Origin of the sequence: Geoanaerobacter pelophilus, assembly GCF_018476885.1 — a bacterium.
GTDB lineage: Bacteria > Desulfobacterota > Desulfuromonadia > Geobacterales > DSM-12255 > Geoanaerobacter > Geoanaerobacter pelophilus.
In genome coordinates this window covers 67,761-91,696 of the sequence record NZ_JAHCVJ010000003.1, presented here as the reverse complement: position 1 = coordinate 91,696, position 23,936 = coordinate 67,761, and the positions used below count along the sequence as shown (strand labels likewise).

At 53.4% G+C, this 23,936-nt stretch carries 23 protein-coding genes and 1 tRNA gene; 11 read left to right on the top strand and 13 right to left on the bottom strand.

Annotated elements, in window-relative coordinates; genetic code table 11:
- Positions 1 to 50 precede the first annotated feature (50 nt).
- From amrB to KI809_RS08525, 11 genes are all read left to right on the top strand, one after another.
- The gene (gene amrB / locus KI809_RS08575) at positions 51 to 854 is read left to right on the top strand and encodes an AmmeMemoRadiSam system protein B (RefSeq protein WP_214171138.1); all 804 of its coding nucleotides are present in this window, start codon (positions 51 to 53) and stop codon (positions 852 to 854) included.
- 19 nt (positions 855 to 873) lie between these two features.
- Complete coding sequence (locus tag KI809_RS08570; protein ID WP_214171137.1) at positions 874 to 2,055, top strand: HD-GYP domain-containing protein; 1,182 nt, start codon at positions 874 to 876, stop codon at positions 2,053 to 2,055.
- Between the two features lie 167 nt (positions 2,056 to 2,222).
- Positions 2,223 to 4,526 carry an ATP-dependent DNA helicase RecG gene (gene recG, locus KI809_RS08565; RefSeq protein WP_214171136.1) on the top strand — a complete coding sequence of 768 codons (2,304 nt, stop codon included), beginning with the start codon at positions 2,223 to 2,225 and terminating at the stop codon, positions 4,524 to 4,526.
- 42 nt (positions 4,527 to 4,568) lie between these two features.
- Entirely contained in the window at positions 4,569 to 5,867 is a 1,299-nt protein-coding gene (locus KI809_RS08560; protein WP_214171135.1) for a DUF898 family protein, read from the top strand.
- Complete coding sequence (locus KI809_RS08555; RefSeq protein WP_214171134.1) at positions 5,864 to 6,904, top strand: M48 family metallopeptidase; 1,041 nt, start codon at positions 5,864 to 5,866, stop codon at positions 6,902 to 6,904. The genes KI809_RS08560 and KI809_RS08555 overlap by 4 nt, the downstream gene beginning before the upstream one ends.
- 45 nt (positions 6,905 to 6,949) lie before the next feature.
- Complete coding sequence (gene ppnP / locus KI809_RS08550; protein WP_214171133.1) at positions 6,950 to 7,267, top strand: pyrimidine/purine nucleoside phosphorylase; 318 nt, start codon at positions 6,950 to 6,952, stop codon at positions 7,265 to 7,267.
- Complete coding sequence (gene gluQRS, locus KI809_RS08545) at positions 7,264 to 8,190, top strand: tRNA glutamyl-Q(34) synthetase GluQRS (RefSeq protein ID WP_214171132.1); 927 nt, start codon at positions 7,264 to 7,266, stop codon at positions 8,188 to 8,190. The genes ppnP and gluQRS overlap by 4 nt, the downstream gene beginning before the upstream one ends.
- A 20-nt stretch (positions 8,191 to 8,210) precedes the next feature.
- Positions 8,211 to 9,212 (top strand): methyltransferase, encoded by a 1,002-nt coding sequence (locus KI809_RS08540; RefSeq protein ID WP_214171131.1) that lies wholly within the window; start codon positions 8,211 to 8,213, stop codon positions 9,210 to 9,212.
- Positions 9,213 to 10,313: 1,101 nt separating this feature from the next.
- A complete protein-coding gene (locus KI809_RS08535) occupies positions 10,314 to 10,643 on the top strand; it encodes a cytochrome c3 family protein (RefSeq protein WP_214171130.1) in 330 nt (109 codons plus the stop codon).
- An 11-nt stretch (positions 10,644 to 10,654) separates the two neighbouring features.
- The gene (locus KI809_RS20700) at positions 10,655 to 10,897 is read left to right on the top strand and encodes a redoxin family protein (protein WP_214171487.1); all 243 of its coding nucleotides are present in this window, start codon (positions 10,655 to 10,657) and stop codon (positions 10,895 to 10,897) included.
- A 113-nt stretch (positions 10,898 to 11,010) separates the two neighbouring features.
- Positions 11,011 to 12,171, top strand: coding sequence for a PAS domain-containing sensor histidine kinase (locus KI809_RS08525; RefSeq protein ID WP_214171129.1), 1,161 nt, complete (start codon positions 11,011 to 11,013; stop codon positions 12,169 to 12,171).
- A gap of 629 nt (positions 12,172 to 12,800) precedes the next feature.
- Here KI809_RS08525 and KI809_RS08520 read toward each other — a convergent pair.
- From KI809_RS08520 to gap, 13 genes are all read right to left on the bottom strand, one after another.
- A complete protein-coding gene (locus KI809_RS08520) occupies positions 12,801 to 13,106 on the bottom strand; it encodes a hypothetical protein (RefSeq protein WP_214171128.1) in 306 nt (101 codons plus the stop codon).
- 283 nt (positions 13,107 to 13,389) lie between these two features.
- The gene (locus tag KI809_RS08515) at positions 13,390 to 14,421 is read right to left on the bottom strand and encodes an SUMF1/EgtB/PvdO family nonheme iron enzyme (RefSeq protein WP_214171127.1); all 1,032 of its coding nucleotides are present in this window, start codon (positions 14,419 to 14,421) and stop codon (positions 13,390 to 13,392) included.
- 73 nt (positions 14,422 to 14,494) lie between these two features.
- Positions 14,495 to 16,351, bottom strand: a complete 1,857-nt coding sequence (locus KI809_RS08510) for a DUF927 domain-containing protein (protein ID WP_214171126.1) — start codon at positions 16,349 to 16,351, stop codon at positions 14,495 to 14,497.
- Positions 16,341 to 17,183: a toprim domain-containing protein gene (locus KI809_RS08505; RefSeq protein ID WP_214171125.1), complete on the bottom strand. Its 843-nt coding sequence runs from the start codon at positions 17,181 to 17,183 to the stop codon at positions 16,341 to 16,343. Before KI809_RS08505 ends, KI809_RS08510 begins: the two co-directional genes overlap by 11 nt.
- Entirely contained in the window at positions 17,176 to 17,421 is a 246-nt protein-coding gene (locus KI809_RS08500; protein WP_214171124.1) for a helix-turn-helix transcriptional regulator, read from the bottom strand. The genes KI809_RS08505 and KI809_RS08500 overlap by 8 nt, the downstream gene beginning before the upstream one ends.
- Before the next feature lie 99 nt (positions 17,422 to 17,520).
- Positions 17,521 to 18,204, bottom strand: a complete 684-nt coding sequence (locus tag KI809_RS08495; protein ID WP_214171123.1) for a hypothetical protein — start codon at positions 18,202 to 18,204, stop codon at positions 17,521 to 17,523.
- A gap of 111 nt (positions 18,205 to 18,315) precedes the next feature.
- Positions 18,316 to 18,519, bottom strand: coding sequence for a PH domain-containing protein (locus tag KI809_RS08490; RefSeq protein WP_214171122.1), 204 nt, complete (start codon positions 18,517 to 18,519; stop codon positions 18,316 to 18,318).
- A 14-nt stretch (positions 18,520 to 18,533) separates the two neighbouring features.
- On the bottom strand, positions 18,534 to 19,799 hold the full coding sequence (locus KI809_RS08485) for a tyrosine-type recombinase/integrase (RefSeq protein WP_214171121.1): 1,266 nt from the start codon (positions 19,797 to 19,799) through the stop codon (positions 18,534 to 18,536).
- Between the two features lie 189 nt (positions 19,800 to 19,988).
- Positions 19,989 to 20,075, bottom strand: a tRNA-Leu gene (locus KI809_RS08480).
- Positions 20,076 to 20,173: 98 nt separating this feature from the next.
- Positions 20,174 to 20,554 (bottom strand): preprotein translocase subunit SecG, encoded by a 381-nt coding sequence (secG, locus tag KI809_RS08475; RefSeq protein ID WP_214171120.1) that lies wholly within the window; start codon positions 20,552 to 20,554, stop codon positions 20,174 to 20,176.
- 65 nt (positions 20,555 to 20,619) lie between these two features.
- Positions 20,620 to 21,369, bottom strand: coding sequence for a triose-phosphate isomerase (tpiA, locus tag KI809_RS08470; protein WP_214171119.1), 750 nt, complete (start codon positions 21,367 to 21,369; stop codon positions 20,620 to 20,622).
- A 146-nt stretch (positions 21,370 to 21,515) separates the two neighbouring features.
- Entirely contained in the window at positions 21,516 to 22,712 is a 1,197-nt protein-coding gene (locus KI809_RS08465; RefSeq protein WP_214171118.1) for a phosphoglycerate kinase, read from the bottom strand.
- Between the two features lie 78 nt (positions 22,713 to 22,790).
- Positions 22,791 to 23,789: a type I glyceraldehyde-3-phosphate dehydrogenase gene (gene gap / locus KI809_RS08460; RefSeq protein ID WP_214171117.1), complete on the bottom strand. Its 999-nt coding sequence runs from the start codon at positions 23,787 to 23,789 to the stop codon at positions 22,791 to 22,793.
- Positions 23,790 to 23,936: the final 147 nt, after the last annotated feature.

Sequence of the window (23,936 nt, the reverse complement as noted above, 5' to 3'; positions counted from 1 at the left end):
AACGGATAGAACTGCAACCTGCCGGATCCGTTCCGGTACTGTGAGGGGTCATGATCCGTCAGCCTGCCGTAGCTAACCAGTTTTACCCCGGTGATCCTGCCAGCCTCCGGCGGGAGCTTAGCGCTTTGATACCCGCCTCTGCTGAGCCTGAAACTGTCATTGGCATCATCTCGCCGCATGCCGGTTACGTTTATTCCGGCGCCGTGGCCGGAGCGGTCTACGGTGCCATTGACATCCCTGGCGCGGTAATAATTCTCGGCCCCAATCACCACGGAGTCGGCGCTGCTGCCGCTCTGTATCCTGGCGGTGAATGGCTTACCCCCCTTGGAGCTGTGCCGATAGAGCAGCGCCTTGCTGCCCTTGTCAGACGTTACGCCTCTCTGGTCGAGGAGGACGCCACCGCCCATCTCTATGAACACTCTCTGGAAGTCCAGCTCCCTTTTCTCCAATACCGTCGTCCCGATGTTGCCATTGTGCCGATATGTCTCGGTTTCGGCAACTACAGCTCTTGCCAGGAATTGGGCGCTGGGATTAGCCAGGCGGTCAGGGAATACGGTAAACCGGTTCTGATTGTCGCCAGCTCGGACATGACCCATTACGAATCCGCTGATAGCGCCAAGGTAAAGGATGAAATGGCGATTGACCGGGCCCTCGCTCTTGATCCCCAGGGGCTGCTCGATGTCTGCCGGGCCAAGCGGATAACCATGTGCGGTGTGGTGCCGGCAACGGTGCTGCTGGTAGCGGCGCAAGCACTCGGGGCAAGCAAGGTAAATCTCGTGAAGTATGCAACCAGCGGCGATGTCACTGGCGATTTTCGGCAGGTTGTCGGTTATGCCTCTATGACTGTGGCTTGAACCGGATAAGGCTGGATTCATGGCAAACGAATCGTGCGAAATGGCCCTGCAACAGTCGCAGGAGTTGCTCCGGCTCACTGAAACTGAACTGAAACGGATCTGCTGCCGCAGGTTCAGCGGCAGCGAGCTGTATGTCGAGGCGTTGGGCAAGATCCTTGGCGGTCGCGGGCGGCGAGGTCCGGCCTGTATCATGATCTTGTTTCTGGACCGGGGCATGGCTGCGGCTCGCGGCCGGGTATTTCATCTGGTGGAGCATGAACTGGTGGAGCGGTCTGATGAAGTCGTCATTGACCTGGCATCAGCGTATGGCTCCGGTATGGTGTTGACCGAGGCCCAGGATGATGTCTTGGCGGTCAACTGGGCCGAGCAGTGTGCCTCGGTGGAGGCGTTTCAGGAGCAGTTTCCCCAGGCGGTGCGCCGTTACGTCCATGGCCCGATTCAGAATTTCATCACCTGTCGGATTACCGGGGAGCAGCAAGGGGTGATCAGCGCCTTCAACTACCCGGGAAGTGCTTCCAGCTATGATGCAACCGTGCTGCGGGGGCTGTCGGTTGTTATTGCCTCTCTGGTGACCCTTTCCAATGAGGTGCGGGAAACCGAGCAGGCGTTCATCTACACCATAGAAGCGCTGGCCAGGGCCTGTGAAGCAGCCGAAGAGGATACCGGCAACCATATCAAGCGGGTCAATCGCTACGCCGGTGCCCTTGCTGCCAACATGGGTCTGCCCGACTCACTGGTCGAAACCATCTCCTACTCAGCCCAGATGCATGATGTCGGCAAGATCAAGATTCCCAGTTCGATCCTGTTGAAAAAAGGGGCGTTGGATCAAGGAGAGCTGGAGCTGATCCGCCAGCATCCCGCTTTCGGCGAGCGAATCCTTGGCGACAGCCAGCGGCTGCAGGTGGCGCGGGAGATCGCCATAGCCCATCACGAAAACTGGGACGGCAGCGGTTATCCCTTTGGCTTGAAGGGGGAGTCAATCCCGCTTCCCGGCAGGATCGCAAAGCTGGCCGATGTCTATGATGCCCTGAGGTCCAGGCGCAGCTATAAAGGCGCATATTCCCACGCAGAAGTCATCCGGATATTTCATGAAGGTGATGAACGCATAATACCCCGCAGTCATTTCGATCCCGCAGTGCTTGAGACTTTTTTCCGTATCGAGCGGATTTTCAACGCCATCTACGAGACCCTGCACGAATAATCAATGCACTCTAAAGGATGTAACAACAGAAATTGTGGTACTCGATTCTGCCATATCCTCTGGCCGTTGTTGCTGGCCAAGTCGTCAGAGGCGCCACCAAGTGCTTTTTTGCTGGATATTCCGGGGATGAATGATAATATCCAAGGGCATCATTCGAGCCTTTCTCCATGACCATTATCAAACTGAAAGAAAACTTGTCGCTGGACCTTCCCGCAGACCTTGCCGAAAAACTGGGGCTTTCGCCGGGAGACTCCCTGACAGCGGATGTCGACCAGGAGGGGCGACTGCTGCTCACACCGGTTCCGGCAGTTGCGGAACCGCCACAAGCCAGCCTGAAAGAAGCCATCACCAAGAAGAACCTTGCTACCTCGATGCAGTTTATCAAGGGTATCGGGCCGAAACTGGCCGAAACCTTGGCTCGCAAAGGGATCAACACTGTTGAGGATGCCCTTTATCTTCTGCCGAACCGGTACGAGGACCGAAGCACGATTGTGCCGATTGCCCGGCTGGCCCTTGGCTCGACCCAGGTGTTTCAGGGGGAGGTGGCAGCTGCTGAGCCTCAGACCACCAAAGGTGGCCGGCGCTACTTCGAAGTGCTGCTCAAGGACACGAGTGGCGTCATTCACCTTAAATGGTTCAATTTCAACCCGGTATTCATGAAGAGGACCTGGAGGATTGGGCGTCGCGGTATCTTTACCGGCCATGTCGGGCAATACGGCTTGCAACGTGAGGTCCACCATCCTGAGGTTGAGTGGCTGGCCGATGGAGAGGAGATTGCTGCTGTGCTGTCCCGCGATACGGCGAGTTTCGGCCGGATCGTGCCGGTGTATCCTCTCACCGAGGGTCTGTCGCAGAAGATAATGCGCAAGGTTCTGAAAGAGGTGGTGGAGCGGTTTGTTGGGTTCATCTCGGACCACCTGCCGCCTGATCTCAGGCACCGGCATAAGCTGTTGCCGATCCCTGACGCCCTGGCCGAGGTCCATTTCCCGGAAAGTGTCACCGATATCACGGTCCTCAACCGGGGCGATTTCCAGGCGCACCGGACCCTGGTGTTTGACGAGTTCTTTTACCTTGAACTGGGGATGGCCCTCAAAAGGCAGGGTGTGGTGATTGAAGAGGGGATCGGCTTCTCTGTTACCCACAAATACACGAAACCACTGCTGCAGATGCTCCCTTTCCAGCTTACCACGGCACAGCGACGGGTTCTCACCGAGATCAAGGAAGATATGATGACGCCGCATCCGATGCACCGGCTGGTGCAGGGTGATGTCGGCAGCGGCAAGACACTGGTGGCGCTGATGGCGGCACTGGTAGCGGTTGAAAACGGCTATCAGGTGGCGATCATGGCGCCGACGGAAATTCTGGCAGAGCAGCATTTCTTGAATATCCACCGCTGGTGCGAACTGCTGGGGGTATCGGTGGTGCTGTTGACCTCCTCGTTCAAGGGGAAGGCGCGCACTGCGGCTCTGGCCAGTATTGCCGATGGTTCGGCGCAGATCGTGATCGGTACGCATGCGGTGATCCAGGACAAGGTCGAGTTCCACCGGTTGGGAATGGGCATTGTCGATGAACAGCACCGCTTTGGCGTGCTGCAGCGCGGCATCCTCAGGAAGAAAGGGGAGAACCCTGATATCCTGGTGATGACTGCCACGCCGATCCCGCGAACTCTGGCAATGACGGTATTCGGTGACCTGTCGCTCTCGGTGATCGACGAACTCCCGCCTGGCCGGACCCCGATCGAGACCAGGCTGGTGTTCGAGTCCAGGCGGTCGCAGGTCTATGCCGCGATCCGGGAAGAGGTAAACAACGGTCGTCAGGCTTATCTGATTTACCCTTTGGTGGAGGAGACGGAAAAGTCCGAACTCAAGGCTGCCAGCCAGATGGCCGAGCATCTGCAGAACGATATCTTTCCCGACTTGAAGGTGGGGCTGCTCCATGGCCGGATGAAACCGGAGGAGAAGGAGGCTGTGATGCGCTCCTTCAAGGCGCAGGAGACCGAGATCCTGGTGGCGACCACCGTCATTGAGGTAGGTATCGATGTCCCCAACGCCACAATCATGGTGATCGAGCATGCCGAGCGGTTCGGCCTGTCGCAGCTCCATCAGCTGCGCGGCAGGGTAGGGCGGGGCAGCGCCAAGTCAAAATGTTTCCTGCTTACTTCGGGCAGGTTGTCCGAAGACGGCGAAAAACGGCTCAGGGTCATGGAGTCGACCAATGACGGCTTCAGGATAGCCGAGGCTGATCTTGAGATCCGCGGCCCCGGTGATTTTCTCGGCACACGCCAGGCAGGGCTTCCGGATTTTCGCGTGGCCAACATTCTGCGCGACGGTCGAATTCTGGAAGAGGCCCGTAAGGAGGCGTTCACCCTGGTTGAGCAGGACCCAGGGCTGAAGCAGCCGCATCATGCTGCCATCAGGGAAGAGCTGGCCCGGCGCTGGGGCGGCCGGCTGGAACTGGCCGGAGTTGCCTGAATAACCTCAAATTTCAAGTTACTGTTACTCCGTGAGAATTGCATGCCTATACTAAAGATCACCTGCCCTCATTGCTCTTTCAGCCGCGAGATCGATGATTCAGCCATACCGGCCGGCGTTGTTACTGCGACTTGTCCGCAATGCCGCCAGAAATTCACACTTGCCGAGGCGACTGTCGCTGCACCGTCATTGGCAGCGGAGGCCACAGAGCCTCTACCGTCACCGGTCCTCTCGGACAGTCTTTCCGATGGCAGGATACCCGATGTTCCGCCCCAGAGTCAGCGCAAGATCAAGCTCTCGTTCACTGGAAATGCCAAAGAGTATTTCGGCATCTGGATCGTCAATACCCTGTTGAAGATACTAACCCTCGGAGTCTATTCCGCTTGGGCCAAGGTCCGCAAACGGCAGTACTTTTATGGCAATACCTTCTTGGGGAAAGCCGCGTTTGATTACCTGGCCGATCCTAAAATCCTGTTCAGAGGATGGCTGATTGCTGCGGTCTTCTTTCTTCTGTATTCGATCGGCAACAAGGTCAGCCCGGTGCTGACCTCTGTTCTTGGCCTGCTGTTCTTTCTGGGGATGCCATGGCTGATCGTGCGCTCTCGTGCCTTCAATCTGCGCAACTCGGATCATCGCAACATCCGGTTCACCTTTAATCCCGATTACCGCGAGGCCTACCTGGTATTTGCCGGATTGCCGATGCTCATCCCGTTTACCCTTGGCTTGATTTTTCCGTACATGGTATACCGACAGAGGAAGTTTTTCGTTGAGAACAGCGGCTATGGCCGGACCCGATTCGCCTTTGCTGCCTCGGCAAAGGAGTTCTATGTTCTCTTTATCAAGGCCATTGCCTGGTTCATCCTGATCGTCATTGCAGTTGTGGCCTTTCTGGGGCTTTTTTCAGCAGCCTGGTCCGAGTTCCTGCCTCTGTTCAGGGATATCGGGGAGAGCAGTGGTAACGTCTCTGCCAAGGCAGTTGCCGCGGTTATGGTGGTAACCTTTTTATCATTCAACCTGATGTACCTCTATTTTGTCATTTACATCAGAACGAGCCTGACCAATCTTACCTGGAACGCCACTCGGATCAGTAAGAGCCACTTTATCAGCACCCTGAGGGTGAGGGATATGGCATGGCTTTATCTCTCCAGTGCCATAGCGATCCTTTTTTCCTTCGGGCTGCTGGTGCCGTGGGCCTCGATCCGGATAACCCGCTACAAGATGGAGAACCTGGCGGTTGCTCTGGGTGACGACATGGAAGGTTTCCTTGGTTGGGGGCACACCGGTGTCGGCCCGGCCGGCGAGGAGATTGGCGATATGTTCGGGATTGATATCGGTTTATGAGCACCTTCCGCGGCTATTATTACGACGGTCGGAGTTCTGCCGGTCGCCTGGTTACCCTTGAGCGTGACGGCACTGACCTGAAAATTCGTGGTGACGGTCTTGATCTCAGGCTCCCTGCTGATTCGGCCAGGCTTTCCCCAAAGGTTGGCGGTGGCCGCCGTTCCATCCGCTTTGCCAATGGCGCACTCTGTGAATTGACCACAGACGCACAGCTGGAACAACTTCTCGGGGTTGATGGCGGGCGGCTGCACCGTCTGCTCTACCGCTGGGAACGGTCTCTGCCGCTGGCGACCCTGGCTCTGGTGCTGACGCTGGCAGTGGTGGTCTGCTTCATCAGATTCGCGGTTCCGGCCATTGCCAAGCATGTAGCACTCGCAATCCCGGCTGCATCAGAAGCTGCATTGGGCAAAGAGTCACTGGCTTTCCTCGATAAGTATCTGATGAAGCCCAGCGCCCTGCCTGAAGAGCGACAACGTCAGGCAAAAGCGGTTTTCCGCGATTTGCAGGCAAAATTGCCGGCGGCTAAACAGTACCGGGTCGAACTGCGTAGCGCTCCCAGTGTTGGCGCCAATGCCTTTGCGCTGCCTGGCGGGACCATTGTGGTCACGGATGCCATGGTTGAACTGGCCGTTGGTAAAGATCAGCTGATCGGGGTTTTGGCCCATGAAGCAGCCCACGAACGGTCTCGTCATGCCTTGCGCCAGGTGCTGCAAAGCACCGGAACCGGCCTGCTCATAGCGGCCCTGACTGGAGATATCACCTCGATAACTTCTCTCGCGGCAACATTGCCGACAGCCCTTATTGATGCTGGTTATTCACGGGAATTTGAAAACGAGGCCGACGATGCGGCAGTCGCTTTCCTGAAAATGGCTAGTATCCCGCCCCAGGTCTATGCTGATACCTTAGCGCGTTTGCAGGCAGAACATGACAAGAAGGCTGGAGAGAAGGGGAGCGGGAGACGCTGGAGTCTGCTGGAGCTGTTCTCTACCCATCCGGAGACTCCCGAGCGGATCAAGCGCATTCTTGGGGAGAAATAGCTGTTTGAGGGCATTACCAATTAATCTACAACAAGGAGAATTGCAATGGACCAGTTTACTAATGTTACGGTTGTAAAGAAGGCCAATATCTACTTTGATGGTGCAGTTACCAGCCGTACCGTCCAGTTTGGCGATGGAACCAAGAAGACCCTCGGCATCATGTTGCCAGGTGAATATACCTTCAATACCGGCGTTGCTGAAATCATGGAGATCTTGGCCGGCGATCTCCAGTACCGGGTTGGCGACAGCGGCGACTGGAAAGCGGTCACAGGCGGCGAGTCATTCCAGGTGCCGTCAAACTCGGCGTTCACCATGAAGGTGGCCACGGTTTCCGATTACTGCTGCTCGTTTCTCCCTGAATGATCGTCGGACGCTTTGCGCCGTCTCCTACCGGGCCGCTGCATATCGGTTCCCTGGTTGCTGCGGTCGGCAGTTACGCCATGGCCAGGCAAGAAGGGGGGCGCTGGCTGGTGCGGATGGAGGACTTGGACACGCCCCGCGTGATTCCCGGGTGTAGCGAAGATATCTTGCGGACCCTGGAATCGCTCGGGTTTGAATGGGATGGTGAGGTGGTCCGGCAGAGTGAGCGGGGCGAGGCCTATCAGGAGGCGCTGGATCGTCTCATAACCAGCGGCGCTGCTTATCCCTGCGGCTGCTCGCGGGCCGAGATCGCCAGGGCTTCGACCGCGCCTCATGACGGCGATGGTGAGACGGTTTATCCCGGAATCTGCCGCAATGGTTTGCCAGCCGGGAAGTCTGCGCGGGCCTGGCGGGTCAGGGGATCGGAAGCGCTAATCTGCTTTGATGACCTGATCCTTGGCCCGCAACGCTTCCATCTGCCGTCGCTCTGCGGCGATTTTGTCATCAAACGCAGCGATGGGCTGTTTGCTTACCAGCTTGCCGTTGTTGTCGATGATGCGCTGCAGGGGGTAAACCAGGTGGTCCGGGGTGCTGACCTGCTCTCATCAACTCCACGCCAGCTCCATCTCTTGGACCTTCTCCGGTTTTCCGTTCCAGACTACGCCCATTTGCCCCTGGTTACCGGGCCCGGAGGCGAGAAGCTTTCCAAACGGGACAATACCGTGTCTCTCGCTTTGGGCGACAGAATCCACCAGACAGGAGTAAGGCTGATCCATAAAGCGCTCGCTTTCCTGGGACAAAACCCGCCACTATCCATGCTGTCGGCAGCACCGGGTGAACTGTTGGCCTGGGGCGTTGCGCATTTCGATGTTGACGCGGTCCGGTCTAGACAATCCGGGCCATTGCATGATACTGCTTGTAGTTGATATCCCCGCAAGGAGGTTTTATGGAAACGCAAAAATGGAGTCCGGCAACCCTGTTGCAGCTTTCAGGCGGTTACTGGAGCAGTTGTGCGCTGCATGCCGGGGTAAAGCTCGATATCTTCACAGCGCTTTCAGATGAGGGGGCAACTGCGGCCGAGCTTGCCAAGAAGCTGGATCTAAATCTTCGTGGCTTGGGGATGCTGCTTGACGCCCTTGCCAGCCTCAATCTTTTGGAAAAGAGCGGCGATCTCTATCAGTCAACCCCATTTGCCGTTGAGTTTCTTTCTCATAATTCGCCAGCATACCTCGGTTATATCATCCAGCATCATCATCACCTGATGGCTGGCTGGAACCTCCTTGATGAGGCGGTCAGGAATGGTCAACCGGTACGCAGCCGTGTGTCTCACGCCGATGATGACAAAGTGCGCGAGTGTTTCGAGATGGGGATGTTCAATCTGGCCATGATGGTGGCACCGAAGATTGTTCCGCATCTTGACCTGGCAGGGCGGAAGAAGCTGCTTGATCTTGGCGGCGGACCCGGAACCTATGCCGTTCATTTTTGCAGGCACTATCAGCAGCTTGCAGCGGTAGTCTACGATCTCCCTACTACCCGGAAGTTCGCGGAACAGACCATTGCCCGTTTTGGTTTGGAGCAGCGGGTGACATTCGAGGATGGCGATTTTATGGCTGGTGCCGTCTTGGGATCGTTTGATGCTGCCTGGCTGTCGCACATCCTTCATGGCGAAGGCCCGAAAGAATGCGCGCAACTTCTAAAAAAAGTGGTGGCAGCCCTTGAGCCCGGTGGAGTGCTGATGGTGCAGGAGTTCATCCTCAATAATTCGAAGGATGCCCCGGTTTTTCCGGCACTTTTTTCACTAAACATGCTGATCGGAACAGAGTCGGGCCAGGCCTATTCCGAGGGGGAACTGCTGGAGATGATGGCAACGGCCGGCTTGGTCGACCTGAAACGGCTGGATATCGATCTGCCAAACGGCGCGGGGATCCTTACGGGAAAGGTTCCGTGACGCCTTCAATAAATCCTTGTGGCAAGCAAGACAGTGCATCACGCTAATGTAATTTGTATCCAGGGGGGGCTTAACTCCCCATGGTTGGTGTTTATTTTATATGGCACTTGAAACATAAATTACCATTTACCACGAGATGTCTTTGTTCTTGATTCCTCAGGTCATGGCAGGAAATACAGTTAACTTTGCCATCATTGAGATTAATCCCACTTCTCAAAACATCTCCATAGTTAACAAATGAATCTTTTGCCGGATAAGTTCTTTCGACAGGATGGGAATTAATACTGAGATTGCATCTGACTCCGACACAGTTGGAGACTGATTTGGCAATTGATCCATCGTGACAGAGGAGACATCCTGAGGTAGGACATGCTACATCGACCATATTGCCGTGATGATCTACCTGTTCAGCTCGAGGTGCTCTTAGGTAGAAAGCAAGGAGCGCTAAAACAGCAAGAAGTGACAGCGTACTTATCATCCTAACCATAGTACACCTACGGTGGCATCGGATAGGGGTTCTTTAGATGTTTAAATATATTTAATGATACCACGATCGGTGCAGTTATCAATCTCAAGTAGCAGAAAACTTTCCTTGATTGAGTCATGTTAAACACACAGCCCTCACAAATGGTTAACCCCTCTGCCTAAAGCGTTTATCAACGCTGCAATCCCTTTTGTTCCAATTCTTCTCCCCTCAATAAAACAGACTAATGAGATTATCGCAGAGATCGACCCCGTAATTAAGAGCTTCATGCTACGTTCTGTAGTAGATGACATGGCCATGGGTGGTAAACATGCAACTTTTGCCTCGCACGTAAACAATGTAGCCATTCTAACTGCTTCAGTCTGGCTATGTGAGTTGATCACACCTCCTGCTTTCCTTTGCAATAATTATTGCAGTTAAATTGTCGTCGAATGGTGGAGTAGTACTTAATAAATATTCGATATTGTTTAATATTTTATCCTTGTTTCTCTGGTATGAAAACTGCGTATGGTTCACAACGGAGGTTAAGGCAGATGAGCTAACACCAAGCAAGTCATCACTGCAAGATGCGGATAAATAAATTCAGAAAAAACAGAACTTCTCAAGGAGGCATTATCATGAATAAACGGATCGGAACATTAAGTTTGATGATGATGGTTGCGGCGGGTAGCAATGCTCTTGCTGTTGGCTCAGGCAAGACACTGGAATTCAATAATAGTCCAATGGGAACAGTTCTCTTCGATGGCACAGTACACAAGAATGCCGGGTTAACCTGCTCAGACTGTCATAATCCGGAGGTTTTCCCCAAGATGAAGAAGGGGACTGTCAAGATAACCATGAATGAGCTGTATGCCGGCAAGTATTGTGGAAGATGCCATGATGGCAAGAAAGCCTTCATGATCAAGGATAACTGCACGCGCTGTCACCATAAGCCTGATAGCAAATAGGAGATTAACAGCTGATTCAAGTTGTCGAGGAATCTAAACTTTCAGGGATCACCTTTCTTTCAGATTATAGAGATGGTTCGTTTGGCCGTTCACTCGGTCTGTTGCAGGAAGAGAGTCTGTTTCTCGCTCGGGCTGTGATTCTCGTGGATACGGAGGGGATCGTCCGTTACATCCAGGTGGTTCCTGAATTGAGCCATCTTCCTGACATGGAGACTGCTTTCAACAAGGCCAATCTGCTGCTTGCCGGGAAATAGAGCAAACAGTTGGCAGTTAAAAATAATAGATAACTAAGGAATTTGCTTGCCCAACTGTAACCATCTGTTATTGTTAAATCCCGATAATACAATTAAGCAGGGGATTTAATGTAATGACATTCAATAAATATAGCACAGTGGTGAAGCGTACCCATTTTGCCCCACCGGAACGCGCATCGGTCGAGGAACTGGAATCCGATGTAACGACAGTTTCCCACAATCCCTTGGTTGACGGACTGATGTCCGTTGCCAATGGCCTGTTTGCAGTCCTCAATGAGCATCGCCAGATTATTGCCCTTAACGAATCTTTCCTTAAATTGATGGGTATCGAAGATGCCCCAGAGGTATTGGGGCTTCGTCCAGGTGAATATGTCCGTTGTGTCCACGCTTGCGAGATGCCTGATGGTTGCGGTACTTCCCCTTATTGTGCTACCTGCGGAGCAGTGATATCAATCATGGCTGCCCTCTCCACTGAACAGCCTCAGGAAGGAGCATGTTCAGTAATGGTCGAGAGGGACAACAAGGAGGTTGACCTATATTTCCAGGTGCGGTGTTGTCCGATACGAATGGGAGGCAAGAAGTACATTCTCATGTTCCTGCATGACATCAGCATTCAACAGCAACGGGCAAACCTTGAAAGTGCTTTTTTTCACGACATTAATAACCTGATGACCGGTTTATTGGGGAAAAGCGATCTTTTCCATCATAAAGGCGTGTGGGATGCCGATCGTTTCGGAGAGATCCAGAAACTCATTCAGCGAACCGTCCAGGAATTCTCAATGCAGCAGACGCTGTCCAGTTCCATGTCCCACACCTACCAGCCACTTTACAGCACAGTTTCAGTGAACAGCATTCTTGATGACCTGCAAGAGACTTTTTCGGGGCACCAACTCTGCCGAACAATCAATCTGGCAATCAGTAAACCGGAAGAATCTACATCGTTTTTGACTGATCCGGCAATTGTGGGGCGCATCCTGGTAAATATGGTGAAAAATGCGCTCGAAGCCACTGAGCCGGGTGGTGAAGTAAAGGTTTTTACCGAACTGGGTGGCAACTCCGTTACATTCGCGGTCTGGAACAGCAAGCATATCCCGGAAGAACATGCCCTCAGGATCTTCAAACGGAACTTCACCACCAAGGAGGGACTTGGTCATGGACTCGGCACCTATTCAATGAAATTTTTCGGGGAAAAAGTGCTTGGCGGTATTGTAGATTTTACGACATCGGAAGAGGGTGGAACGCTCTTTAGATTGACCTTGATGCAGACTGCGTGATCACATCGCTGATCTGCAGGGTTCTGGTACTGTTAAAGCACGGAGGATGTGGGGGGAGAAAGTTTTATTCAAAGTCTTTGGGGTGAGATAGAAAAAAGAGAAAGGGTTACGATGTGACTCGTAACCCTTTCTCTTTTAATGGTGCGTGTAATGGACTCGAAAATATTTAATATTATTAAATAAATTAGCCAACTAAGATCAATGTACCGTATTAAATACCGTAAAACTAACAAGCTACCATCAAAACCGACACATGTGTTATTACCACCTGTTTTTTTCATTTTTCCGCAGTAAATCAAAAATTCAAATAGGGGCGGATATTGCGCGCTATGCTGCCCGTACGGAAGATTGCCCCGGGAAGGACCCGTGACTTATTGACGTTCGAGTAACATTATAGATTAAGAATTGTAGTTCGTGGGGGATTTCTCGGCGGGTGTACTCCCCTGTGAAGGGGTGCGGGGTGCGGTGATGAAACCAGAAGAGGGGAGGAAACAGGGGCGCGCTGCGGTCGGTATGTGCTACCTGTTGTCCCTGGGGGGAGATGAACAGCACAAGGGGGGCACAGAGTCGCTTTAACTCCATGCCCCCCTTGTCTTGGTATGTGGTCAGCCATAATCTCCGCTTACAGGTCAATCCCGACGATCGGTTGATGCGGTGGTGTCGCTATGATCCGGAAGCGGGCGTAACTGCCGCAGCTCCTCGATAACTGCGTCAAGTTTCGCGGTCAAAGTTTCTTCAAGGGTCATCAGCCTTATTTCAACACAGTTGTCAAGCTCCCCGCTGATTGCCGCTTCGGTATCTTCAAGAGCGCTGCTTATCTTGTGCAGGTAGAACAGAAACGCCTCTTCAAATCCGTTTTCCGGATGAAACGGGCACGGGTCGTTGTAATCCAAAACAGAGCGGTTGCCCTTACCGGCGATGTATTTCGCTATCATGGGATTTTCTCCTTTTTTGTATAGGTGTTGTTTTTGACGTGTTACTTCTGTTACCCGTTACCAATGGCGGTATATGGCTGATGTTACGGCTAAATTACCGGTAACGTCCCTTTTGTGATGCCGGTAACGGTAACGGGTGTATCCGTTACCGTTACCGGGTGGCGTTATTTGTCGTTACCGATTTTACTCCACGCTATCAGCATGTTACCGGTGCGGTAACGTGGTAACATTGGTAACGTTTCCGAATCACAACTATTGAAAAATTTCCGCAAGGTTGATCCCGTTATTCTATGAATGCGGGCCTGAAGCCAATAAGGTTGCCAGAATCACAAGCTAAAAGGGTATACAAAGCAGCAAGCCCAGCGGCATTACCACTGATATTACTCCCGCCTCTTACAGGGCTGCCGGGGTATCCTCCATAGTTGTCAATGATGAAATCACCGTATTCTGCCTGACTTCCAACTGGTTGAAGTAATGCTTGTTTAAGTGCTATCGGTGGAGTATATCCATCTTTAACCTCAATCAACCCGAAACTTTCCTGTATCCATCCACGCCCGGTTACTACCCCACTTCTAATGCATGTTTGAGTGTCTGATATCTGAAAAATCCCAAAAAGTCGGCTACTACCCGGCGGCGCTTCAATTAAATCGAATTTCGCGCCAGTATCTGGTAAGGCAGTTGCTGCAAGAGAGTAATTATTATCAGAAGGCATGTGTATAGCACCACCTAAGATGTAAAGACCGTCAACCCATTCCCAGACGTTCCCTACAAGGTCAGCAATACCGTAAGCGGTGTTATCATGCCTCAGACCGCCGCCGGTTAATACTCTCCCTCGTTCCGCGCAAAGAGGCCCGAGCGTTGCTGTTATATGGATACCATCGTGGGTCGTAAACCTCGCTTCACCTTGCGCGTTGTTCCCCATGAGCGGATCTAAATTGTTCATCAACCGCCACAAGCCAATAGACGCCCACTCCCAATTCGTCATTAAGTGGAAACCTGCACCGGCTGCTGAACAAGCGGCTCGTGCATCAGGGTAAGTAATATCGTGAGCCGGGTCTTGGTTCGGCAATGAAACTGCTTCCCCATTTTGGATGGTTGCCTGATATGTCCCGATATATATTTCACTCTTCTCGACGCCATTAACAATAAATGCCGGGTGCTTGCCGGTTCCGAACCCTGTTCCAACATCTTCACAGTTAAATGCCTGAATCTTGTTAAAATAACTCGGTTGCCCTTTAGCAGTGTAAAGTACGGTTTGTTTACCCCCTGATGCCGCCTCTACGGTTTCGCTTAGTGGTCCTCTAGGTAAAGCCATTTGTCCGTTCCTCCCTGTGATTGATTTATTATTGCTTCCATTGGAACCAACCAATTATGGTTTTAGCGGTTAACTATTGAAAACTTTCCGCAGGGTCGGCGCCGTCTCCGATCCGGGCCGGGACATGGTAAACGCGCTGATTCCCTATGCCCGGAAGTTTCTTCTGTCGGTAAAGTTCGCCGTTATGAACCTTTGCCAACAGGCCATGTTCAGCCAGTATCCGCGCCGCCCACCGAGGATCATGCCCCTGCACTGCTTCCCGGAATGCTGTCGTGAAAATGAAATACTCCGTCGCCGATGATCCGGTTACGTCGGCAACCTCTCGGCGGAATCCGGCGCGGTTGATAATGGGGCGCGCCGATCCTTTCACGTCGCCATCCATGGGAGTAAACCGCGCTTCTCCGTTCGCCTGTAGCCAGCCCTCGAACTGCTCCAGAAGGGTCTTGACCTCAAGCGGACCATGACCGCCCCGGCGCTGTAGCCATGCCTCGAAACAGGCGCGGACGCCGCGCTGTGCTTCACCTTCGGGCCATGACAACACGCCGCAGTGTGCGGCATACTCTCCCGCCGCCGCCAGCAGGGCGAAACGGGACGCCACCCGTACCACTTGCCCGTCACTGCCAGCAGGTGCCACGTGCGCCACAAATTTCTTGACCATGCTATTCAAGAGTTTCCGCAGTGTTTCTTCGTCACGGTTCAAGTCATCAGTCAACTTTTTCAGAAACGCCCGGAATACTGAGCCGTGATGTTGTGCCGCTGCCTGCCGGATATGATCCGATAGTGCCGCGCCGTCGGTAAATCCGTGCAAATCTTCAAAGATGCCGTGGCTGTTCTCATGTGATGCAGGAATGTTGGCAAGCCGCAACTGTTGACCAGAGGCCGCCCGCTTGCCAATACCCCGCATCATGGTCTCAAGGTCGATTTCGCCGGTGGTGATAAACATAACCCGCCAGCTTCGCCGCTCCCGGAGGTCGCCGCGCTGGTCGCCGCGCCCTCTGCCGACTCCGGAAACCAGGGCATAGACCATCGACGCGATCGCATCCGGCGCGCCGGATCCGAGTTCATCAAGAAACAGGGTGCTATCATTGGAGAGTGCCGCCGCCGCTTCAAGGGCGGTTTTCGTGGCGTCCAGAGTCTTGACCGCCTCCCGCCCGCCGATGACCGACGCCGCCAGAATCAAGGCGGTTGTCTTGCCTTCCGATGATGTGCCGACGATATGCAGCCCGCCCCCTTCACGGTTCAGGATAGCCAGCAGGGGACCAGCAAGGGCGCAACAGGCAGCCAAGATCAAGCGGCTGTTGCCGATACAGAGCCGCCCCACCTCCCGGTTCCAGTCCGCCAGGGTGCCGGACTGTTCATAGCCCGGTGCCTCGCTGCTGATTCCCTGTTGCAGCATTACCTTTTCTGGTGACGGGCCTATGGTCGAATCAGGCAAGACAAAGCACCACTTTCCGCCGGATTTCAGCCAGCCGGTACGATCGGCCAGGGTGATCCTTGGCAGGTTGCGGGAGTGCTTCAGGATGCTGTTAATGAAATCTGCGAAGAGCTGCCGGGCTCGGATGCCCGCGCCGAAGTAGCCGCCCCGCTGGACAAAGGCAATACGCGCCAGTTCGCCGCCCCCTGCCTGTGTATCTTCAATCCGCAACAGGAATTGCACGGGGTGGCCGTCAAGGTTCTTCATCTCGAACAGGATTGACGCGTTCAGCGCTTTGGAGTCCCGGCATACAGCAAGCGGTTTCAGGAAAGAGCTGAAGAAAATATCTTCTGCCTCTTCCCCTTTTGGTTTGCGCCAGAATACGCCGCCGGCCATAATAAGGAACGCGCCGAACATAACTCCCTTCGCCGCATCAACGGCGCTGTCAACGGACTTCTTGACCGCCTTCAGGCCGCGTTTCTTTGCAAGGTCGTTGTGGTCGGTATCAGTCGCCATTGGTGCCCCTTTCTCCGTCGAAATCCGGCAGACAAACAACTCCCCCCACCAACTCCGCCGCAGTGTTCGCGGCTTTGCTGCCTACCGGGTCCGCGTCACCGGCAATGATGATCGAGATTGCCGGGAATTTTTCACGGATGCCGATAGCAACAGGGGCGATATTGCCCGCTGATCCGCAGACGCAGACCGGGTGCCCGGTCGCTTCATGAAGAGTTGCGCCGGTGGCGAAACCTTCAGCCAGGATAATACAGTCGGTAATTTTCGGGCCGAAGCGATGCGACGATCCGGCTACCCTGCCGTTTGACAGGAAACGCTTGCCGCCGTCCCCGTCGATGAATTGCAGGGTGGTAATGGTGCCGCCGCTGTCCCGGTAATCCAGGACCAGCGAGCCGCCCGTCTGCCGGGCGCGGTGGGGGTGTATCCCTTTGCGGATGATGTAGGGGTGTGCAGGATCGGCCGGATGAGATCGTATCCACAAGCTGGCCGCTTTTGACGCTGTCGCTGTTTCTCGCTGCAAACGGTTGTTTTCTGCCTGTGCCCTCGCCGCTGCCTGCTTGAGGGCAAATTCGGCCTTTTCAGCAAGGGTAAAGGCACGGGTGATAGTGGTACACCAGTTGCGGGACGTTTGCAGCTTGTGACTGCCGACAGTGCCGCCAGTGGTGCCGTCCGGGTTGTTGTAGGCGACATACCAGCCGTTTTTCTGCCTGAGCCGGTCGTTCATGGTGTCGTGGTAGCGATGTACTCTGCTGTCGATTAACAGCGGATAGTCCGGCGGGGCCGTGCCGATCTCACTGCAGGCCGCGCTTATGGCGTGGTAGGGATCGTCATTCATGGCGCGACCCTTCAGTGATCTCCAGAATGTCTGATGCCCGCCAGCATGTGACATTTGCAGACAGCTTCACCGGCGCGGGGTACAGGCCGGACTTGACGCCAGCCCACCAGGCCGAGCGAGAAACCGGGATTAGCTCGAGGACTTGCGGCAGGCGCAACAGTGATTTCGGGTTGACAGTGGCAGGCGGTGACGGGCTGGGTGGTGCTTCGGTGGGTTGGTGCTGTTTCTGTTTTTGCATAGCAAAAGACCTCCCTGTATTAATATGGACTACTAGGAATGTCTTTTGCCTGTATTCAACTAGTTGAACGTCAACTGAAAAGTTACTGAAAACGTGTAACTACTTGATGCCTAATATTTTTTCACCTCGTTTCGTGTAGGTTGATTTACATGTTGATTCAGGTTCAGGCCTGAAAATCCGGCCAATCATTTCCTTTGAAATCCCATTTGAGAACAATTCACGTGCTATCTTTTGGTCGGTTGCCCCCTCTTCACGTCGCCGAACTACATAGTCCTTCGGTTTTTCGTTATCTCTGAATTGTTCTGACTCGAATCGTTTGATTTCAGCCAGGGGGAAAAGAAAATCAGCCGGTGTGACAGTATGTGATTCAAGAAGCGCTATCCGGTCATCGAATGTTTTAATATATAACCAATTGTCTTTCAAATCGCCTTGCCAGTCGTTTCGCAAGGGAACTTCAAACGGCCATCTGTGGGGAAACCATGCTGAAACCAAAAGCGGGAAAATGCCTTTGTATCCCATGATGCAACAACGCCGACCTTGAAATAAGGGGTCGTTAAAATCAAGCCCCTTGTTGCATAAGAAATCGGTTTCTCTGCCAAACGTATCAACTGGATACCATCGAGATTTTGCTTCATCCCACCGTTCATGTCTGCAATGTGCCGATATGCTGAAATGGGGGCGCAACAGCCCGCGTTCAACCATGTGCAAAACGTCATCAGATTTGCGTTTCCAGCGTTCAGCGAGTTGATCGACGTTGTAGAGGGTTCGTTCAGGTAATGGCATAGCCGCCCCCTTCGTGCGGTGATGACCCTTCTGCAATACTCCCAGAGCAGGCCAGGAAGGGTCCGGCTTTTCGCGTGGCCGCGCTAGCTCTGGGAAAGTGGGTTATGCAAATCAATTATATATGACTAAATCAGGGATCTTTTTTACCCACTCATTGAATTCATGTTCAGTCGAATATTCCACCCGATTCCGGATTATTACTTTACAGGCCTTTAATACTTCTCCTTCGTCGCTTGATAAAATGTCAAAAAATATCGGGTTTTTAAGGTCAATACCAATCTCGCTTAACTCTCTGCTTATTTTTTCGCTTAACATAATATCCCCCCTTGTTAGTTTGCCTTCTTCAATGGTATCACCTTCGCCCCGGTCTTCAGTCCATCAAGATAATCTGCCCACGTCTGCATCATGGCGGTTCGTTCCTTGATAAACTGCGTTCGGTTGTAGGCATTGCCGAGCCGATCCGGTACGGCGTGGGCAAGTTGCGCCTCAATAACATCAGGCTGAAACTGCAAAATTTCATGCAGCATGGTTCTTGCCATTGCCCGGAAACCGTGGCCGGTGATCTCTTCTTTCTCGAATCCAAGCCGACGCAATCCGGCATTGACGCTGTTTTCGCTCATGCAACGGAGCGGTGAACGGTGGCAGGGGAATACATAGCGCCCTGATCCTGTGAGCGTTTGCAGTGCTTTGAATATGACGATAGCCTGGTTTGACAGCGGCACAAGATGGGGTTTCTTCAGCTTCATCTTTTCTGCCGGGATGCTCCACAGTGCCCGCTCAAGGTCGATTTCTGACCATTCAGCGTGCCGCAGTTCACCGGGCCGACAGAAGAGCAGGGGGGCAAGCTGCATGGCGCACTTGACTATGAAGGAACCAGAAAAGGAATCAATGGCCCGGAGCAGTTCCGCCGCTTTCTTCGGGTCGGTGGGTGCCGCCATGTGCTTCGGTTTGACAGTCGGCAAGACCTCCCGGAAGTCGGTTGCCGGGTTGTGGGTGATAAGTCCGTGCATCATGGCATAGCGGAATGTACCGTGGAAAGCAATCTTCAGCCGGTGGGCGGTTTCAAGGGTGCGGATGGATACCTTACGGAGCAAGGCGACAATATCCGTAAATGTCACTTCAGCAATATGTCTGCTGCCGATCTCCGGGAATACGTCGCGTTCAAGCTGTCGCATAAGCCGGTCGGCGTGGGTTGCAGACCATTCGCTTACCCTGCTGCTGTGCCACTCCCTTGCTACCTTCTCGAATGTGTTGGCGGCATAATCGGCTTGCCGCTGTTCTGCAGCATGGGATTCTTTCAGTTTTTCTGCTTTGGCGCGTTTGCTGTGAACTGTGCCTGGGTCGGTGCCGTCCAGGAGCAGCCGCCGTGCATCGTCACGAAGCTGTCGAGCTTTGGCAAGGGAGATTGCAGGGTAAGGACCAATTGAAAGGGTTTTCCGCCGGTCAAGATACCGGTAATCGAAACGCCAGAGCTTGCCGCCGGAGGGGGAAACCAAAAGATATAGTCCGTCGCCGTCGCCAAGTTTGATCTCTTTAGCGTTCGGCTTGACTTTCTGTACCTGCATGTCAGTAAGGGGGATGATCCGCTTTGGCATTGCCCACCTCCATTTTTTGACGGTATTTTCCATGTCGATTTTGACGGTTTTTTAAGAATACCGTCGGAAATACCGTCAAAATTATAGATGTAAGCGTACTTTATCGGACTGCATTAGACAAGTCAAAAAAGAAAAAGCCTTGATTTCTCAAGGCTTTTAGCTTCGCCCGGTCAAGGCCGGACTCTTTAATGGTGCGGTGGAATGGACTCGAACCATCACGAGATTGCTCCCGCCAGCCCCTCAAGCTGGTGCGTCTACCAATTCCGCCACCACCGCAAACCTGATTGTCAAAGGATCTGCAACTTCTTAACTGCCGTGCAGGGTCTTCTATCTACCATTTCCAGCGATGTGCTGTCAATAGTAAAATCAGAAAATTATTTATTCGGTGCCGGAGCTGCCGGCATTGCGGGCGGTGCTGTCTGCGGCTGGGGAGCTGCAGGAGACTGCATACCGCCCATTGGTGCTGGCTTCTGGGCTGGCGCGGCCTTTTGCGCGGCCTTGCCGGACATTACGGACGAACTGCCGGTGTGACCCGAGCGGTAGGCCAGCGTAAGGGATGTCAGCATGAAGATGATGGCTGCACCGGTTGTCAGTTTGCTCATGAAGGTGTTGCCGCCGCCGGCGCCGAATACTGACTGGCTGCCGCTGGCGCCGAAAGATGCGCCCATTTCAGCACCTTTGCCCGATTGAAGAAGGACAATTGCTATGAGAGCAATACAAACGAGAACATGTAAAAATACGAGTACATAAGTCATGTAAAAAGCCTCCAGTTGTGAAAACTGGATATCTATATCAGATTCCTTTAAAAAAGAAAAGCTACTTATTTGCCAAAATTGACTATTGCGCCGAATGAATCGGCCTTGAGGCTGGCTCCGCCGACCAGGGCACCGTCGATGTCCGGCTGCGTCATCAGCCCTTTTACGTTTTCAGGCTTGACGCTGCCACCGTAGAGAATCCGCGTAGATTCGGCAGGAGCACTGCCAAAGGTCTCCTTAATCACCTGGCGGATATATTTATGGGCATCCTGGGCCTGTTCATCGCTGGCTGTTTTGCCGGTGCCGATCGCCCAGACCGGCTCGTAGGCGACAATGATAGCTTGAAATGAACTCAATCCTTCCAGTCCTTTTGTGACCTGACGCTTGAGGACATCGTTCATGATGCCGTCCTCGCGCTCCTTGAGGGTTTCGCCAACACAGACAATTGCTGTTAGCCCGGCGGCAATAGCTGCCTTGGTCTTTTTATTGACGGTCTCGTCGGTTTCACCAAAATACTGGCGCCGCTCGGAGTGGCCGATGATGACATGGCTGCAACCGGCGTCACGGAGCATCTTCGGGGAAATTTCGCCGGTGAAGGCGCCTTCCTCTTCCCAGAAACAATCCTGGGCCGATAGCTTTACCGGTGTTCCTGCGGTAAGTTTAGATACGCGGTCCAGAACTGTGAATACCGGTGCAATGACAATTTCCACACCGGTTGTATCCTTTACCAGCGGGATAAGGCCGCTGACAAGCGTTGCTGCCTCGTCGGCAGTTTTGAAGAGTTTCCAGTTCCCCGCAATAACAGGTGTCCGCATAGAGCTACTCCTAGAATGTGATATGGCACAGCAAAAAGCTCCAGCTGCAAGGCTTGCGAAATCAGAGGAATGATTCGTAGCCAAAGGCTACGTCGCAGTGACGATGATTGAGCGTAACGCCGCAGATGGTTTTTTGGCGAAGCCAGTTATTTTGATTTAACGTCGAGCGCTTTCACCCCGGGCAGGGTCTTGCCTTCAAGCAGTTCCAGGAAGGCACCGCCACCGGTGGAGATGTAGCTTACCTTGTCGGCCACGCCGGCCTTGTTGACCGCCGCATCGGTGTCGCCGCCGCCGATAACGGTGGTGGCGAAACAGTTACCGACTGCCTCAGCCACGGCAAAAGTACCGCGGGCAAAGGCGTCCATCTCGAATACTCCCATGGGGCCGTTCCAGATCACGGTCTTGGCGTCACGCAGGGTCTCGGCGAACAGGGTTGCCGAGGCTGGTCCGATATCGAGCGCCATCCACCCCTCGGGAATTTCCTGTACAGTTGTGACGAAGTTGGTGGCCTTGGCATCAAAGGCATTGGCGACAATGCAGTCAACCGGCAGATAGAAGGTGACGCCGCGTTTTTTCGCCTTGTCCATGACCTTTTTCGCCGTTACGATCAGCTCGTCCTCTACCAGCGACTTGCCCACGGAATACCCCATGGCTTTAAGGAAAGTAAAGGCCATGCCACCGCCGATGACGATTTTGTCCACCTTGTTGACCAGCTTCTCCAGCACTTCCAGCTTGCCCGAAACCTTGGCGCCACCGAGTATGGCGACCAGCGGCCGGACCGGATTGGTCATGGCCTTGTCGAAGAAGGTCATTTCGTTACGCATCAGGAAGCCTGCGGCAATGGTCGGGATCACCTTGGTGATCGCCTCGACCGATGCATGCGCCCGGTGGGAGACGGCAAAGGCGTCATTGACGTAGATGTCGCAGCCATTGGCCAACTTCCTGGCGAACTCGGCATCGTTCTTCTCTTCGCCGGGATAGAAGCGGACATTTTCCAACATCAGGCACTCGCCCGGCTTCAGGGCATCCACCAGTTTGTCCACCTCGGGGCCGAAACAGTCAGGGGCCTGGATTACTTTCTTACCGATCAGCTGGGAGAGGCGCTTCGATGCCGGAGCCATGGTATATTTCGGCTTCTTCTCCCCCTTGGGCCGCCCCAGGTGGGATGCCAGGACCACTTTAGCGCCCTGTTCGAGGGCGTACTTGATGGTCGGCACGGCGCCGACAATCCGGGAGTCTTCGGTGATGTTGCCCTTGTCATCCTGGGGAACGTTGAAGTCTACTCGGATGAATACCTTCTTCCCTTTAAGGTCTTTCAACTGGTCAATATAACGGATTGGCATGCTTCACCTCCTGTAAAAGTTTGCGGATGAAAAAAAGAGGGGGATGATATCCCCCTCTTTCGGATTGCATATTGATGATTACTTCTTGGAGTCGATCAGTTTGAGGAGGTCAACGACCCTCTGGGAGAAGCCGCACTCGTTGTCGTACCAGGAGAGAACTTTAACCATGTTGTCGCCAATAACCTTGGTGCTGCCGGCGTCAACAATGGAAGACAGTGGATTGCCGTTGTAATCGATGGAGACCAGTTCTTCTTCTTCGAAGCCGAGAATGCCTTTCAGTGGGCCTTTGGCGGCTTTTTTGAGGGCAGCATTGACCTTGTCGGCATCGGTTTTTTTCTTGAGCGTTACTACAAGGTCAACCACCGAGACGTTCGGGGTCGGAACCCTGATTGCCATGCCGTCCATCTTCCCTTTAAGGTCAGGCATAACCAGGGCGATAGCCTTTGCTGCTCCGGTTTTGGTCGGGATCATCGACATTGCGGCTGCGCGTGCCCGGCGGAGGTCCTTGTGGGGAAGGTCAAGGATATTCTGATCGTTGGTGTAGGAATGAACTGTGGTTACCAGGCCTTTTTCAATGCCGAAAGTGTCATGCAGAACCTTGGCAACCGGAGCAAGACAGTTGGTGGTGCAGGAAGCATTGGAGATGATATTGTGCTTTTTCGGGTCGTACAGGTCGCTGTTTACGCCCATGACGATGGTAATATCTTCGTTGGTGGCTGGTGCTGAGATCACGACTTTCTTGGCGCCTGCCTTCAGGTGCAGCTCTGCTTTTGCCCGGTCGGTGAAGAGGCCGGTCGCTTCGAGAACAACATCAACCTTCTCTTTTTTCCAGGGGAGGGCAGCCGGGTCTTTTTCTTTGTAGATCTTGATCGCCTTGCCGTTGACTACTATTGCATCATCCTTTACTTCCACTTTGGCAGCAAAAATTCCGTGAACCGAGTCGTACTTAAGCAGATGGGCCAGTGTCTTAGCATCGGTGAGGTCGTTGATTGCAACGACTTCAATGTTTTTTTCCTTGAGTGCTGCGCGAAACACCATACGACCGATTCTGCCAAATCCGTTAATTGCAATTCTCATCTGTTCTGAATCCTTTCTAAAGTGGTATAAGGTTGATGCGATTAATCAAAATCCATGTAAGTATACAGTATACACTTGACTCGTCAACCAATTTTGGATGATTCAAGGAAAATTTCTTCATGAGCTGTAATGAGTTAAACAGGTCTC